The 13,394-nt window shown below is 65.9% G+C and carries 14 protein-coding genes; 9 read left to right on the top strand and 5 right to left on the bottom strand.

Features of this window, described 5'->3' with window-relative positions:
- The first annotated feature begins 204 nt into the window (after positions 1-204).
- Positions 205-1,665 (top strand): amino acid permease, encoded by a 1,461-nt coding sequence (locus ACFVTD_RS04380; RefSeq protein ID WP_387558545.1) that lies wholly within the window; start codon positions 205-207, stop codon positions 1,663-1,665.
- Positions 1,666-1,778: 113 nt separating this feature from the next.
- On the opposite strand, the gene ACFVTD_RS04375 is transcribed toward ACFVTD_RS04380, so the two are convergent.
- On the bottom strand, positions 1,779-2,546 hold the full coding sequence (locus ACFVTD_RS04375) for a dienelactone hydrolase family protein (protein WP_387558542.1): 768 nt from the start codon (positions 2,544-2,546) through the stop codon (positions 1,779-1,781).
- A gap of 126 nt (positions 2,547-2,672) precedes the next feature.
- Here ACFVTD_RS04375 and ACFVTD_RS04370 point away from each other — a divergent pair, with 126 nt between their 5' ends.
- Positions 2,673-3,728 carry a DNA polymerase IV gene (locus ACFVTD_RS04370; RefSeq protein WP_387558979.1) on the top strand — a complete coding sequence of 352 codons (1,056 nt, stop codon included), beginning with the start codon at positions 2,673-2,675 and terminating at the stop codon, positions 3,726-3,728.
- A 156-nt stretch (positions 3,729-3,884) separates the two neighbouring features.
- Here the strand turns inward: ACFVTD_RS04370 and ACFVTD_RS04365 are convergent, their stop codons facing one another.
- Entirely contained in the window at positions 3,885-4,061 is a 177-nt protein-coding gene (locus tag ACFVTD_RS04365) for a CsbD family protein (protein ID WP_043452369.1), read from the bottom strand.
- 123 nt (positions 4,062-4,184) lie between these two features.
- Here ACFVTD_RS04365 and ACFVTD_RS04360 point away from each other — a divergent pair, with 123 nt between their 5' ends.
- The 4 genes from ACFVTD_RS04360 to ACFVTD_RS04345 all read left to right on the top strand — a co-directional run bounded on the left by ACFVTD_RS04360 (position 4,185) and on the right by ACFVTD_RS04345 (position 7,886).
- On the top strand, positions 4,185-4,859 hold the full coding sequence (locus ACFVTD_RS04360; RefSeq protein WP_387558539.1) for a pentapeptide repeat-containing protein: 675 nt from the start codon (positions 4,185-4,187) through the stop codon (positions 4,857-4,859).
- A 118-nt stretch (positions 4,860-4,977) separates the two neighbouring features.
- Entirely contained in the window at positions 4,978-6,204 is a 1,227-nt protein-coding gene (locus ACFVTD_RS04355) for a thiolase family protein (protein ID WP_387558536.1), read from the top strand.
- The gene (locus tag ACFVTD_RS04350; protein WP_387558533.1) at positions 6,204-7,010 is read left to right on the top strand and encodes an enoyl-CoA hydratase/isomerase family protein; all 807 of its coding nucleotides are present in this window, start codon (positions 6,204-6,206) and stop codon (positions 7,008-7,010) included. The genes ACFVTD_RS04355 and ACFVTD_RS04350 overlap by 1 nt, the downstream gene beginning before the upstream one ends.
- A gap of 3 nt (positions 7,011-7,013) precedes the next feature.
- On the top strand, positions 7,014-7,886 hold the full coding sequence (locus ACFVTD_RS04345; protein WP_387558530.1) for a 3-hydroxyacyl-CoA dehydrogenase family protein: 873 nt from the start codon (positions 7,014-7,016) through the stop codon (positions 7,884-7,886).
- Positions 7,887-7,910: 24 nt separating this feature from the next.
- Here ACFVTD_RS04345 and ACFVTD_RS04340 read toward each other — a convergent pair whose 3' ends face one another.
- The gene (locus ACFVTD_RS04340; RefSeq protein ID WP_141159459.1) at positions 7,911-8,144 is read right to left on the bottom strand and encodes a DUF6480 family protein; all 234 of its coding nucleotides are present in this window, start codon (positions 8,142-8,144) and stop codon (positions 7,911-7,913) included.
- Positions 8,145-8,216: 72 nt separating this feature from the next.
- Here ACFVTD_RS04340 and ACFVTD_RS04335 point away from each other — a divergent pair, with 72 nt between their 5' ends.
- Positions 8,217-8,825: a GNAT family N-acetyltransferase gene (locus ACFVTD_RS04335; protein WP_387558527.1), complete on the top strand. Its 609-nt coding sequence runs from the start codon at positions 8,217-8,219 to the stop codon at positions 8,823-8,825.
- Between the two features lie 7 nt (positions 8,826-8,832).
- On the opposite strand, the gene ACFVTD_RS04330 is transcribed toward ACFVTD_RS04335, so the two are convergent.
- A complete protein-coding gene (locus ACFVTD_RS04330) occupies positions 8,833-9,702 on the bottom strand; it encodes an SGNH/GDSL hydrolase family protein (RefSeq protein WP_387558976.1) in 870 nt (289 codons plus the stop codon).
- Between the two features lie 212 nt (positions 9,703-9,914).
- Here ACFVTD_RS04330 and ACFVTD_RS04325 point away from each other — a divergent pair, with 212 nt between their 5' ends.
- Both ACFVTD_RS04325 and ACFVTD_RS04320 read left to right on the top strand, forming a co-directional pair.
- Positions 9,915-10,634 carry a tyrosine-protein phosphatase gene (locus tag ACFVTD_RS04325; protein ID WP_387558973.1) on the top strand — a complete coding sequence of 240 codons (720 nt, stop codon included), beginning with the start codon at positions 9,915-9,917 and terminating at the stop codon, positions 10,632-10,634.
- Positions 10,635-10,704: 70 nt separating this feature from the next.
- A complete protein-coding gene (locus ACFVTD_RS04320; RefSeq protein ID WP_387558524.1) occupies positions 10,705-12,825 on the top strand; it encodes a S1 family peptidase in 2,121 nt (706 codons plus the stop codon).
- A 15-nt stretch (positions 12,826-12,840) separates the two neighbouring features.
- Here ACFVTD_RS04320 and ACFVTD_RS04315 read toward each other — a convergent pair whose 3' ends face one another.
- Positions 12,841-13,284, bottom strand: coding sequence for a PaaI family thioesterase (locus ACFVTD_RS04315; protein WP_387558521.1), 444 nt, complete (start codon positions 13,282-13,284; stop codon positions 12,841-12,843).
- Between the last annotated feature and the right edge of the window lie 110 nt (positions 13,285-13,394).

Genomic DNA, 13,394 nt, shown 5'->3' with positions numbered 1-13,394 from the left:
CAAGCCTATCGCCGGGGGCGGCCGTGTAGTGCGCGTCACGTACCACCCCGGACCGTCTTGTAAGATGGTCACGTCGCGTGAAGCTTCGGCAGTTCGGCCGATCCACCCTCACATCTGCTGGTCCCAAGGCCTAAAGGCCGAATTTTGTGAGCTTGATCATACGAAGACCGGATGCGGCCAACCCCCAACCCACAAGGAACAGTTGTGCCTCAAAGTACCCCCACAGACCTCAAGAACAGCACGGCGCCAACCTCCGCCGTCGACCCGTCCCTCAGCGCCGAGGGCTACAAAAAGACCCTGGGCCGACGCCACGTCACCATGATCGCCATGGGCGGCGCAATCGGCGTCGGCCTCTTCATGGGTGCCGGCGGACGCCTTGCCTCCACGGGCCCCGCCCTGATCTTCTCCTACGCCATCGCCGGCGTCATTGCCTACCTGCTCATGCGGGCCCTGGGCGAGCTCATCATGTACCGCCAGACCTCCGGCTCGTTCGTCAGCTACGCCGGCGAAATGTTCGGCAAGAAGGGCGCCTTCCTCTCCGGGTGGATGTACTTCATCAACTGGGCCATGACCGGCATTGCCGAGCTCATTGCCATCGGCCTGTACTTCCAGTTCTTCTTCCCCAACGTCCCCGTTGAACTGTCCGCCATCGCAGCGCTGGTGCTGCTGGTGGCCGTGAACCTGTTCAGCGTGAAGGCATTCGGCGAGTTCGAATTCTGGGCTTCCGTCCTGAAGGTTGCCGCAATCGTCATCTTCCTGGCCGTGGGCACCTTCATGGTGGTCACCAACGCCAAGGTGGGCGAGGGCCACGCCTCCGTCAACAACCTCTTCGCGGCCGACGGCGGCATGTTCCCCAAGGGCGCGCTGGTCATGATCCTGGTCCTGAACGCGGTGATCTTCGCCTACAACGCCATCGAACTGGTGGGCATCACCGCAGGCGAGATGCAGAACCCGGAACGCGAAGTTCCCAAGGCGATCCGCGCCGTCGTCCTGCGCATCGTCGTTTTCTACGTCGGCTCCGTGACCCTGCTCGCCATGCTGCTTCCCTCCGACCAGTACCATGCCGGCACCTCGCCGTTCGTCACGGTCTTCGGACAGATGGGGCTGCCGTGGATGGGTGACGTCATGAACATGATCGTCATCACCGCCGCCCTGTCCTCCTGCAATTCGGGCCTGTACTCGATCGGCCGGATCTTCCGCACCATGGCCAACAACGGACACGCCCCGCAGTGGCTGACCCGCATGTCCACCCGCCACGTGCCTTACGCGGCCATCCTGGCCATCGGCGCCGTCTACCTGGTGGGTATCCTCCTCAACATCTGGCTGGGCGGCTCGCACGCCTTCGACCTTGCGCTGAACACCGCCTCCATCGGCGTGATCTTCACGTGGGGCTCCATTTTTGCCAGCCAGATCGCGCTGCGGAAGAAGAAGGGCAACGTCTCCAGCCTGCCCATGCCGGGCTCACCCTGGACCAGTTGGGCCGGCCTCATCGCCCTGCTTGCCATCACCGTGCTCATCGGTTTTGACACCATGACCAGCAAGGACGGCGAAGTGTTCTACCTGGGCCTGTGGACGCTGGCCACCATCCCGTTCTTTGCCGTGGTCCTGTGGCTGGGCTGGCAGAAGGTCAAGAACAACCAGCCCAAGAGCGAGCTCTTCAGCTAGCACTCCAGACAACGTTCGACGGCGGGCGGCCCACTTTGGTGGGCTGCCCGCCGTCGTGCGTTAAACCTCATCGACTGCTGAGCAGGCGCCCTTTTGGAGCCTCACAAGGGCCGTTACGGAGCACTCGATTGGGCGGTGGGGTCCTCTTCCTTCAGGTGCCGTGCGAAGAAGTCCACAATCCGCTGCCAGGCCTCGGGCGCGGACTCCGGGTCCGGCCCCACTCCCATGACCCGCATCAGCGGGCTCAGGAGTACCGGCCCCATTTCTTCGTCGTTAAGGAAGGCGTGGCCGGCGCCGGGAAACTCCTTCACGCTGTGCTCGATGCCCAACTGGTCCAGGGCTGCTTCGAGCCGCCCCGCGGCCCCCTTCAGGGACCTGTCTGCGCCGCCGTAGTTGGCCACGATGGGGCAGGAACCGCGCAGCGCCTCCACCAGGTCCTGCTGCTGCTTGCCCGGGAGCCGGCCGTAGTTGACGGAGGCGGCGTCGAACCCGTCCCGCGCGGTGAGCAGGGCAAAACCGCCGCCCATGCAGAAGCCGATCACCCCGGTCCTGCCGTTGCCCAGGTCCGACTTCGCCAGCCACGTGCGCGCGGTGGCGATGTCGATGAAGGGCAGGCCCGTCCTGGCCGCCATGGCGCGCATGGTTCCTACCAGGCAGCGCCGCGGGCCGCCGTCGCTGTACAGGTCCACCGCCAGGGTGAGGTATCCGGCCTTTGCCAGCCGGTCCGCGTGCCGCCGGGTCTGGTCATCCAGGCCGAATGCTTCATGGATCATCACGACGCCGGGAAAAGGCCCTTCTCCTTCCGGTACGGCCAGGTAGCCCTTCAGGGAGGGCGAGCCGCCGGCAGCGGCGCTTTCTGCGCTCAGGTCTACGTTCGTCATTGGCCAAGGCTAATCGGCCGCTCCCGGGATGTCGCGCGGGTTGCGCCTGCGAATTACGACGGCGGGTGGCCGGGGTGGTGCCGGGCGGTCCGCCGGGGGAGACTTGGGCCTGTGAGCGAACCGTGGGTGCTGCATGTGGACCTGGACCAGTTCATCGCGGCCGTCGAGGTGCTGCGCCGCCCCGAGCTGGCGGGCAGGCCGGTTATCGTCGGCGGCCGTGGCGATCCCACCGAGCGCGCCGTAGTGTCTACGGCGTCCTATGAGGCACGGGCCTACGGCGTGGGGTCCGGCATGCCACTGCGGATCGCGGCGCGGAAAGTACCGGACGCGGTGATCCTGCCGGTGGACCACGAGGCCTACCTGGAAGCATCGGACGAAGTCATGACAGTGCTCCGTTCCCAGCCGGGAGCCACGGTACAGGTGCTTGGCTGGGACGAGGCATTCGTCGGCCTTGAAACGGCCGATCCCGAAGCCTTCGCCCGCCGGCTGCAGGAGGCAGTCCTGGCGGAAACCCGGCTGCACTGCAGCGTCGGCATCGGCGACACCCTGGTCCGGGCCAAGGTCGCGACGACGTTCGGTAAACCCGCGGGCGTTTTCCGGCTGACGGAGGGCAACTGGCTGGGGGTCATGGGGGAGCGGCCCACGATTGAGCTGTGGGGTGTGGGAAAGGCGGTGTCCCGCCGTCTCGCCACCCTGGGCATCAAGACCGTTGCCGAACTGGCAGCGGCCAACCCCGTTGACCTGGTTCCCGAATTCGGTCCAAAAATGGGGCCCTGGTATGCACAGCTCGGCCGGGGCGACGGTTCCCGGACCGTCGATGACACGCCCTGGGTGGCGCGGGGGCACAGCCGTGAAACAACCTTCCAGCGGGACCTGACGGAGCCGCAACAGATTGACGACGCCGTCCGCGAGCTTGCCGCGCACGTCCTGGAGGATGTCGCTGCCGAGGGGCGGCCCGTGGTGGGCCTGACCCTGAAGGTGCGCTACGCCCCCTTCACCACGAAGACCTATGGCCGCAAGATCCCGGTGACCACCGATGCCGCAGAGGTGTTGGCCAAGGCCCTTGAGCTGGCCGAGAAGATCGAGCCGGGGCGTCCTGTCCGGCTCCTCGGGCTGCGCGCCGAAATGACCATGCCGGACGACTCCCGCCAGGGGCACACCCCCACCCGCAGCGGCTGGTAACCCTATCGACTGCTGAGTAGATGCCGTTTACGGACTCAAAACGGCATCTACTCAGCAATCGATGGTGGGGGACAGCGAAACGGCGGCAGATCCAATGGATCCGCCGCCGTTTTGGCTGTGGCAGCACGCCCTTCGCTGCGGCTGCCCCAGCGAGGACTAGTCTCGCTTGAATTCGTCCTTGACGCTTTCGCCCACCTTCTTGGCATCCGCCTTGACCTGGTCGGCCTGGCCTTCTGCCTTCAGGCGGTCGTTGTCGGTCGCGTTGCCTGCAGCTTCCTTGGCCTTGCCGCCCAGGTCCTCTGCCGCGTTACTGATCTTGTCTCCGAGGCCCATGGTTCCGGCCTCCTTTCGTTTCCGTCGATCAACCGTGCCCCTTCACAGTAAGCAAAGCCTGCTTACTGTTTCAAGCCCTCCCGTGTGGTGTTCCTTGCCGGGGCCGGCGCTAGGCTCGGGGCTATGGATAAAGTGCGTGGCAGGCGGCCCGCGGCAGTTGTGGCGCCCAGGCTCTCCCCGGTGCAGCTGCCGGACCTCGAAGACTCCCCGGAAGTCACCATCCAGCACGCCGGCAGGCATGACAATGTTCGGTTCAGCCGCATTGACGGTGATGGGCTGGAACTTGGCGGAACGGTCTTTTCTGAATGCCTTTTTGAGGGTGCTTCCTTCAATGAGGCGCAGCTGCGCGGTGCCTCATTCCGCGACAGCATCCTCGGGGAGCTGTATGCACCCGTGTTCCGCGGGGCCCGCAGCACCTGGCGAGAGGTCGAGTTCCGCAATCCGCGCCTGGGCTCCGCGGAACTCTATGAGAGTGGCTGGCAGTCCGTCCGGATCGACGGCGGCAAGGTGGACTTCCTCAACCTCCGGGGGGCCAAGCTCACCGACGTGCTGATCAGCGGCTGCATCATCAACGAACTGGACCTGGGGGCTGCCACCGCCACAAGGGTGAAGCTGGAGGACTGCACCATTGGATCGCTGGACCTGGCCGGAACCACATTGAAGGACTTCGACCTCAGGGGCACGGAATTCCGGAAGATCAGCGGCCTGGGCAGCCTGTCAGGGCTGGTCATCGACGAGTACCAGTTGGGCCTCCTGGCGCCCCTAATCGCCGCGCATCTGGGGGTAACTGTCCTGTAACCGGATGCGCAGCATGACCCCGCCGTGTACCATTTACAGAACGAACGGTCGGTAAGTGGAGGATTCCGCTGTGCCAACCGCCGATGACAGTGCTGTTTATCGCGTGAAGGGTGTTTCCATGGCTGCAACCGCAGGTCCACAGGCTTTCCTTGTTGGCGGCGTCCGAACGCCCGTGGGCAGGTACGGTGGGGCGTTGTCCGCCGTGCGGCCGGATGATCTTGCGGCCCTGGTGGTCCGCGAGGCAGTGGAACGGGCAGGGCTCGACCCGGAGAGCATCGACGAAGTCATTCTGGGCAACGCCAACGGTGCGGGCGAGGAAAACCGCAACGTGGCCCGGATGGCCACCCTGCTCGCCGGGTTGCCGCTTCATATTCCCGGAATTACGGTCAACCGGCTCTGCGCGTCGGGTCTGAGCGCCATCATCCAGGCCAGCCACATGATCAAGGCCGGCGCTGCGGACATTGTGATCGCCGGCGGCGTGGAATCCATGAGCCGCGCCCCCTGGGTCCAGGAAAAACCCACTGCTGCGTTCGCCAAGCCTGGCCAGATCTTCGATACCTCCATCGGCTGGCGTTTCACCAATCCCCACTTCCAGCGCGGCGAGCTGTCCCGGGACGGGAAGATGACCTACTCCATGCCCGAAACGGCGGAGGAGGTGGCCCGCGTCGACGGCATCTCCCGCGACGACGCTGACGCGTTTGCCGTCCGGTCCCACCAGTTGGCCCTCGACGCCATCGAAGCCGGCCGGTTCAAGGATGAGATCGTGCCGGTCACGGTCAAGACCCGCAAATCCGAGACTGTGGTGGACACGGACGAAGGCCCCCGCCCCGGCACCACCCTGGACGTCCTCGCCAAGCTCAGGCCCGTGGCGCACGGTGGCTCCGTGGTCACGGCCGGGAACTCCTCATCCCTGAACGACGGAGCCTCCGCCATCATCATCGCCTCCGAAGCAGCCATCGAACGGCTTGGCCTCATTCCCCGGGCACGCATCATCGACGGCGCCTCTGCCGGCTGCGAGCCCGAGATCATGGGCATCGGCCCAGTGCCCGCCACCCAGAAGGTGCTCAAGCGGAGCGGCCTGAGCGTCGGCGACCTGTCCGCCGTCGAGCTTAATGAAGCCTTCGCCACGCAGTCCCTGGCCTGCATCCGCCGCCTGGGATTGGAACCGGAAATCGTGAACCGCGACGGCGGCGCCATCGCCCTGGGACACCCGCTCGGTTCCAGCGGCTCGCGGATTGCCATCACCCTGCTGGGGCGGATGGAACGCGAGGATGCCAAGTACGGCCTGGCCACCATGTGCGTCGGCGTGGGACAGGGCACCGCGATGCTGCTGGAGAAGATCTGATGGCGGCCCCGGTGGACCTCGCCACAGGAAACTTCTCCGCGCTCCTCGTCGAGGAACGCGAAGACCGGGTGGTGGTACTGCTCAACAGGCCCCAGGTAAAGAATGCGATCGACCAGCAGATGGTGGACGAACTCCACACCGTCTGCGCAGCCCTGGAACAGAACCCCAAAGTGCTGATCATCGCCGGCGTGGACGGGGTCTTCGCCTCCGGCGCCGATATTGCCCAGCTGCGCGAACGCCGGCGGGACGACGCCCTGCAGGGCATCAACTCCACCATTTTCGTGCGGATCGCCAAGCTGCCCATGCCGGTCATCGCCGCGCTGGACGGCTACTGCCTCGGTGGCGGCGCGGAACTTGCCTACGCCGCGGACTTCCGCATCGGCACCCCCAGCGTCCGGATCGGCAACCCGGAAACGGGGCTGGGAATCCTGGCCGCGGCCGGTGCCAGCTGGCGGCTCCGGGAACTTGTGGGCGAGCCGCTGGCCAAGCAGATCCTGCTCGCGGGGCTGGTCCTCGGCGCCGACGAAGCCAAGGCCGCCAACCTCATCACGGAAATCCACGACCCCGCCGATCTCCTGGACGCGGCCCACAGCCTGGCCAACAGGATCGGGCGGCAGGATCCGCTGGCCGTCCGCATCACCAAATCTGTGTTCCACGCGCCCGCCGAAGCACACCCGCTCATCGACCAGCTGGCCCAGGGAATCCTCTTCGAGTCCCAGGCCAAATTCGACCGGATGCAGGCGTTCCTGGACCGCAATGCGGCGAAGAAGGCAGCCGCCTCCGCCAACCCCGCCGACGGAAAGTAGACCATGAGTAATTCATCAGTAGCCCCCGGCCTTCCCGCCTTCGTCGGCGTGCTGGGCGGCGGCCGCATGGGCGCGGGCATCGCCCACGCCTTCCTGATCAAGGGCGCCAACGTGCTGGTGGTGGAGCGCGACGACGTCTCCGCCGAAGCCGCGCAGGAACGGGTGCAGTCCGCTGCATTGAAGAGCATGGAGCGCGGTGCAGTGGATGCCAACTTCGAAGAGCTGGTGACCCGGCTGACCGTCAGCACCGACTACGACGCGTTCAAAGACCGCCAGCTGGTGGTCGAAGCCGTCCCCGAGGACTGGGACCTCAAAGTCACGGCTTTGAGGGGAATCGAGGAACGGCTGGGCCAGGACGGCTACATCGCGTCCAACACGTCCTCGCTGTCCGTGAACGGCCTGGCCCGTGAATTGAAGCGGCCCGGGAACTTCCTCGGCCTGCACTTCTTCAACCCTGTACCGGCATCCACGCTTATCGAGGTGGTGCTGGGCGAACAAACGTCTCCCGAACTCGCTGCCGCGGCAAAAACCTGGGTGGAGGCACTCGGCAAGACCGCCGTCGTCGTCAACGATGCTCCGGGTTTTGCCTCCTCCCGCCTTGGCGTAGCCCTTGCTTTGGAGGCGATGCGGATGGTGGAGGAAGGCGTGGCGTCGGCGGAAGACATCGACGCCGCCATGGTGCTGGGCTACAAACACCCCACCGGCCCGCTCAAGACCACTGACATCGTCGGCCTGGACGTCCGCCTGGGCATCGCCGAATACCTGCAGTCGACGCTGGGCGAGCGGTTCGCGCCGCCGCAGATCCTGCGCGACAAGGTGGCGCGCGGTGAGCTCGGCCGCAAGACCGGCAAGGGATTCTTCGACTGGCCCAGCTAGGCTGACTGCCGGCCGGAAAACGCCCTAGTCGAAAAAGCCCACGATGTAGCCGATGAAGTACAGCAGGAACAAAAGCACGCCCGCTCCGATGGCCGCCAGCCAGAAGATCTGCTGCCCCCTGCCAGACCCCGGCTGGCGGGGCTCCTGGGTTCCCGCCACCGAACCTTCGCCCGGTGGGGTTTCTCCCGGGGGCACGCCGCCGCCGGGCTCCAGGCCGGTGATCTTGTCGTCTTCCGGGTCCGGATTGGTTCCTGACACGTTAACTCCCTTGCTCGCGGTCTGGGCTTTCCCAGCGTAACCGGCCCCGGTGGATGGTCCTAGGCTGGTGCAGTGACTTTCCTTGAACCCCTTACCCTGACCGGCCGGCATGTAATCCTGGAGCCGCTGGCGGTGGAACACCACGACGGCTTGCTGGAAGCAGCCAGGGACGGCGAGCTTTGGAAGCTCTGGTACACCTCGGTTCCGGAACCGGACGCCATGGCCGCGGAGATCCGGCGCCGGCTCGCCCTGCAGGAGCTGGGCTCCATGCTGCCCTTCACCACCCGGCTCATTGATCCGGGAACGGGTGGGCCGGGCCGCATCATCGGCATGACCACCTACATGAACATCGACCCGGCCACGCCCAGGGTGGAGATCGGCTCCACCTGGAACGCAGCCTCCGTGCAGGGGACAGGAACCAATCCCGACTCCAAGCTCCTGCTCCTCCGGCATGCCTTCGAAGTGCTGGGCTGCCCGGCCGTGGAGTTCCGCACGCACTGGCTCAACCACCAGTCGCGGAAGGCCATCGCACGGCTGGGCGCCAAGCAGGACGGCGTGCTCCGCAGCCATTCACGGACCAGCGACGGCAACCTGCGCGACACCGTGGTGTTCTCCATCCTGGAGCACGAATGGCCGGCTGTCCGCGCGGGGCTTGAGTACCGGCTGGACCGGCGGGCTTAGGCGAAGGCTAAGGGCGGGCGAGTTGCGCGAGCCTAACGGACGAGAGCAGGGCGGCCGCGTACTGTGCATGTCCCTCCTGCGTTGGATGGAAACTGCGGGGATCGAACTGCAGAACCCCGTTGGTGTCCACTGAGGTGGCAAGAAAGATCCAAGGGAGTGCTGTGTTCACTTCGTGGCCGGCAAACCCGCTCGTGACATCGACGTACTGTGAATTGGCGCCATACAAGATATTGGCCGCCGCGACGGATGAGGCAATGGTGGTGTTCAGCAACGTGGTTCCCCGGTTGACAAGATTCTGATTATCAACAGGGATAATGGGAGCTCCCGCGGTATTGAACAATCGGGGGTATCCGAGCACCACGATCCGCGCCCGGGGCGCCTGCTTGTGGATGGCGGATAGCACCTTGACCAGGTTTGCACCAACTGCGGGCATAGTGGCGGCCGCGGCGTCAACTGCCTGACTGCAGGTTGCGGCTGCAGAGGTGGCGCACACATAGAGGACAGTATTGACGCCAACGTCATTGGCACCCGCCGTCATGCTGACCAGTTCAGTATCTTTGGACAGAGCCCCTGACGTGGTGAGTGTGGCCAGTTGATCGGTCACGCTGGGAACGCCGTCCCACGTGGGCTTGGCCAGCAGAGACCCGTGGCACGCTGCGTTGGCCGCAAGATTGACCAAGTCCGCTCCGTCCACGATGTCGACGTAACCCTTATGCGTTTGAGTGCAAGGCAAAGTCGGAAGAAAGGGGCCCCAGGCAGTGCGAAGACTGGTGTCCGCCCCTGTGCCTGCGGTGTAGGAGTCCCCCAAGGCGACGTAGTCGACGTCCCGTGACGCCGTCGCTGCTTCGGCTGGTAGGGCCGTGAAGCCAAGCGTCATCGCCAAGGTGGCAAGGCCGGCTAGGAGGGCTGCGCAACGCCGTCGTACTGGTGAATGTCCCACGTAGTTCTCCTTCGAACGTGAATGACCGTGCAGGTCAATGCGTGATGCCACATTACGATCGGAGCCATGGGCGCGTCATGGGGCCTTTCTACCCTTCCCGGTGGGCGGCTTTGGGGGCATCCTCCAGCAGCGTGTGGTTAGCTGTGCGGATGGGCGAACAGGGCAGGTCCGTGGACTGGGACGGTGCGGTCAATGCGTGGCGCGTATCCGGTGGAATCTACCGGATGGGGCGGCGTGAGTGGCTGACCCAGGAGGGGTGGAAACAGGCGTCCGACGACGGCGTCCGCACCGTGGTGGATCTGCGGAACCCCGGCGAGGGGCGGCGCCGGGACGCTGATCCGCTGGTGCCGGCCAGCGCATGGGCGGCTTTCGATGTGGTCCAGGCGCCCACCGAGGAGGCGGGCGACCCGCGGTTCACGGCCGTCACAGGACCGTACCTGAACGATCCAGTGCACTATTCCGAGAATGCCAGGCTGTTCCCGGGGAAACTGGTGGGCGTTTTCCGGGCTTTAGCCCTTGCTGCACCCCGGGGAGACGTCGTGCTGCACTGCGCCGCGGGCCGCGACCGCAGCGGACTGGTGGCAGCCATGATCCAGGACCTGGCGGGCGACTCCGACGAGGAGATCGCCGAGGGCTACCGGCTGGCCGCCCGCGGCATCAACGAGCGGTACCGCACGCACGGGACGCCACACAGCCGGGAGCGATACCTGCCAGAGGCGGAACTTGAGCCCCTGTTGGAGCAGCGCGGGCTGGCAGTGGTGGAGTTCGTCCGCGCGCTGGACACGCGCGGTTACCTGCTTGCCCATGGTCTGCTGGAAGGGGAATTGAATTCTGTTTCCGACCTTGCCTCCCGGACGATAACCTTGTGACTTAAGTTACTGGAGTGACAGCTGATATTTGTTTTCAGCAGTTGATGTCACAGGGCGCCTCAATGCGGGCGTGGACGAGCGGAACGGCGTGCCCATGAAGAGAATCTTTGCCGCAGGAACCCTGGCCGGCGTGATGCTGTCATTCGGGCTTGCTGCCGGACCCGCAGAGGCACTGCCCGTGCCGGCCACCTCGGACGTCCCCCCGGACGCAACCGGACCCTCCAGCGCAGGACTGGCTGAGGCGCTTCGTCGGGATCTCGGCATTAGCCTGGCCGAATTCAACGCTGCCGGTGAACTCGGCCGCCGGGCCGCGGAGGCGGCACCAGGCCTGCGGACCCTGCCTGGCTTTGTGGGCATCAGCCTGGACGCCGGCATCATCAAGGTGGAGGGCGACGGTGCCGAACTCCGGGCCAGGGTGGACGAACTGAACCGCTCAGGCGACGCGGATTTTGTACTGGCCCCACCCCCGGACGCCGCCCCTGCGTCCACATCGGCTGCCCCGTCCGCCGCCGGTTTGCAGGACACTTCCCCGGCACCTGTTCTCGTCGCGGGCGACATCGACCAGCTCTACAGGGCCTACATCCGCGACGTCGGACCCCGGGGCCTCCAGGCAATTGCCTACACCGGCGGCCACTTCGTCATCCGCACCGGGTCCGTCAATACCCCTGAGTCGGGAACCCAAACCAACCAGCCGGAGCCCAACCCGGCCACCAGCGGGCCAGCAAGCACCGGCAAAATGACGCCGGCACAGTTTGTTGCCCTTTACACCAACGTGAAACTGGAGAAGGGCGCCGCAGTAAAAACCGAGGGAGACCTCTTGGGCGGCCAAGGGTACTACGCCGACAACACCGCGATCTGCTCGGCTGGTTTCAGCGCGTTCAGCCCGGCCGGGCTGCCCATGGTCCTAACGGCCGGGCACTGCACCAACGATGGACTGGCACGGCAGGCGGCCGTGGAGCCTCCCGCATGGGCGCCCGCCAGCGGCCCCGGCGCAGCCACGCCCCAACCGCTGCCGCAGCTGTCACCCTTGGGTACCTTCGGGTTCAGCCAGTTCGGCGGCCCCGGCAACTCGGCGGCAGCGGCGAACGGATCGGTGGCCGGAACCGATATCGCCGTCATCCAAAACATCGCGCCGTCGGTGAACCCCCTGCCGGCAACCACCACCTGGGCGTTTCCGTCGGCACCGGACCCGGTCAAAATTATCGGGACCTTGGCGCCCTTCCAAGGCCAGGACGTCTGCAGGTCGGGCCGGACATCCGGCTGGAAATGCGGCACGGTTGACGCGGTGGGCATCTGGATGATGCCGGGCGAAAAGAGTCTTCCGCCCAACTACGACAACGATCTCCGGCCGGTCCGCGCCTTTGATTCAGCGACGGTCAAGTCGGCCGGTGGGGACTCCGGCGGCCCGTGGATCAGCGGCAACTTTGCCGTTGGCACCCATACAGGCGCCGAGAGCGAGAACGGCGTCCAGACCCGGGCCATTGCTGCGACCCTGCAGGATGCCCTTGCCGTGCTGCCCGGCTACCAACTGGATTTGTTCCTCAACAAGCCTGCCGTCACGGCGCCTGCTTCCGGGAAGGTCTACCAGCCCGGCCAGCAGATCAGCGGGCAGGTTCCCGCGGCTCCGGCATCGGCGGTTGCTGCCGGATCCTCGGTCCGTATCACCTTCCAGGGAAAGGACCCGTTTGAGGTGCCTGTGGACTCCGCCGGGATGTGGACCTTCACGGCTCCGCAGGATGGCGGCACGCTGCGGTTCACCGCGGAAACGGTGAACGGGTACAGCCGGTCCGGTGCGAACAGCTTTGAGTTTGCGTCCGCCATGCCGCCGGCTCCGCCGACAAGTCCGGCACCTGCCGCGCCGCCAACCAGCCCGGCACCGTCATCGCCCGCGCCAACCCCTGCTCCGATCGCTCCCGCCTCAACCCCGGCCGTCCCTGCCCCCGCAGATCCGTCACCGGTCCCACCCGCTGAAGCTCCCGCCGTCGTACCTCCGCCGGCAACCACCCCGGCACCGAGCGCACCGCCCGCTGGCCTTGCCAACACGGGCGGAAACGGGCATGCCGCCAGCGGCGGGCTCGCCTTCACCGGGGCATCCGGACTGGTGCCCGCGGGGGCTGCTGCGGCCGCTGCACTGGTCATCGGGATCCTGCTGACGGTCATTGTGCGCCGCAGGAAGAGGCCGACGGACTAGGGTTCGAAGCCGCCGCTACTTGTGGCGCTTCATCAGCAGGTTGGTGATGCGGAGCGTGCACAGCCGCTGCCCGGCCTCGTTGGTGATCAGCACCTCGTGCGTGGTGAGCGTGCCGCCCAGGTGGATCGGGGTGGCGGTGATGGTTACCTGGCCCTCGCGCGCAGAGCGGTGGTGGGTGGCGGAAACATCCACGCCCACCGCCGTCTTGCCCATGGTGCTGGCATGGATCACAGCGGCCCAGGATCCCACCGCCTCTCCCACGGCCAGGGAAGCGCCGCCGTGCAGCAGCCCGAACGACTGCCTGTTCCCTTCCACGGGCATGGTGGCCACCACGCGCTCCACGGACTCTTCCAGGATCTTCACGCCCATCTTCTCGTCCAGCTCCCCGAGGGTGATTTTCCAGGGTTCGTGCTCGGAGGGCTGGCTTCCGGCGTCATCTTTCGGGGCGGGGGCGTTCATGGGTTCTCCTTTGAGGCAGCCAATTCAGTGCTGGCCTTCTAGTCTGCAGCACGGCACGTCATGTATGGTGAATATATTACCGAACGGACGGTCAGTAATGACCGGCCGGT

It is taken from the genome of Pseudarthrobacter sp. NPDC058119 (genome assembly GCF_042884655.1).
Lineage (GTDB): Bacteria > Actinomycetota > Actinomycetes > Actinomycetales > Micrococcaceae > Arthrobacter.
This window is presented reverse-complemented; position numbering and strand designations above follow the sequence as displayed.

What these genes read in the sequence shown, in the direction of transcription:
- ACFVTD_RS04375 (WP_387558542.1), bottom strand. Translation starts at nt 2,546, where the DNA reads ATGACGAACGTAGACCTGAGCGCAGAAAGCGCCGCTGCCGGCGGCTCG.
- ACFVTD_RS04365 (WP_043452369.1), bottom strand. Translation starts at nt 4,061, where the DNA reads ATGGGCCTCGGAGACAAGATCAGTAACGCGGCAGAGGACCTGGGCGGC.
- ACFVTD_RS04360 (WP_387558539.1), top strand. Translation starts at nt 4,185, where the DNA reads ATGGATAAAGTGCGTGGCAGGCGGCCCGCGGCAGTTGTGGCGCCCAGG.
- ACFVTD_RS04355 (WP_387558536.1), top strand. Translation starts at nt 4,978, where the DNA reads ATGGCTGCAACCGCAGGTCCACAGGCTTTCCTTGTTGGCGGCGTCCGA.
- ACFVTD_RS04350 (WP_387558533.1), top strand. Translation starts at nt 6,204, where the DNA reads ATGGCGGCCCCGGTGGACCTCGCCACAGGAAACTTCTCCGCGCTCCTC.
- ACFVTD_RS04345 (WP_387558530.1), top strand. Translation starts at nt 7,014, where the DNA reads ATGAGTAATTCATCAGTAGCCCCCGGCCTTCCCGCCTTCGTCGGCGTG.
- ACFVTD_RS04330 (WP_387558976.1), bottom strand. Translation starts at nt 9,702, where the DNA reads ATGACGCTTGGCTTCACGGCCCTACCAGCCGAAGCAGCGACGGCGTCA.
- ACFVTD_RS04325 (WP_387558973.1), top strand. Translation starts at nt 9,915, where the DNA reads ATGGGCGAACAGGGCAGGTCCGTGGACTGGGACGGTGCGGTCAATGCG.
- ACFVTD_RS04315 (WP_387558521.1), bottom strand. Translation starts at nt 13,284, where the DNA reads ATGAACGCCCCCGCCCCGAAAGATGACGCCGGAAGCCAGCCCTCCGAG.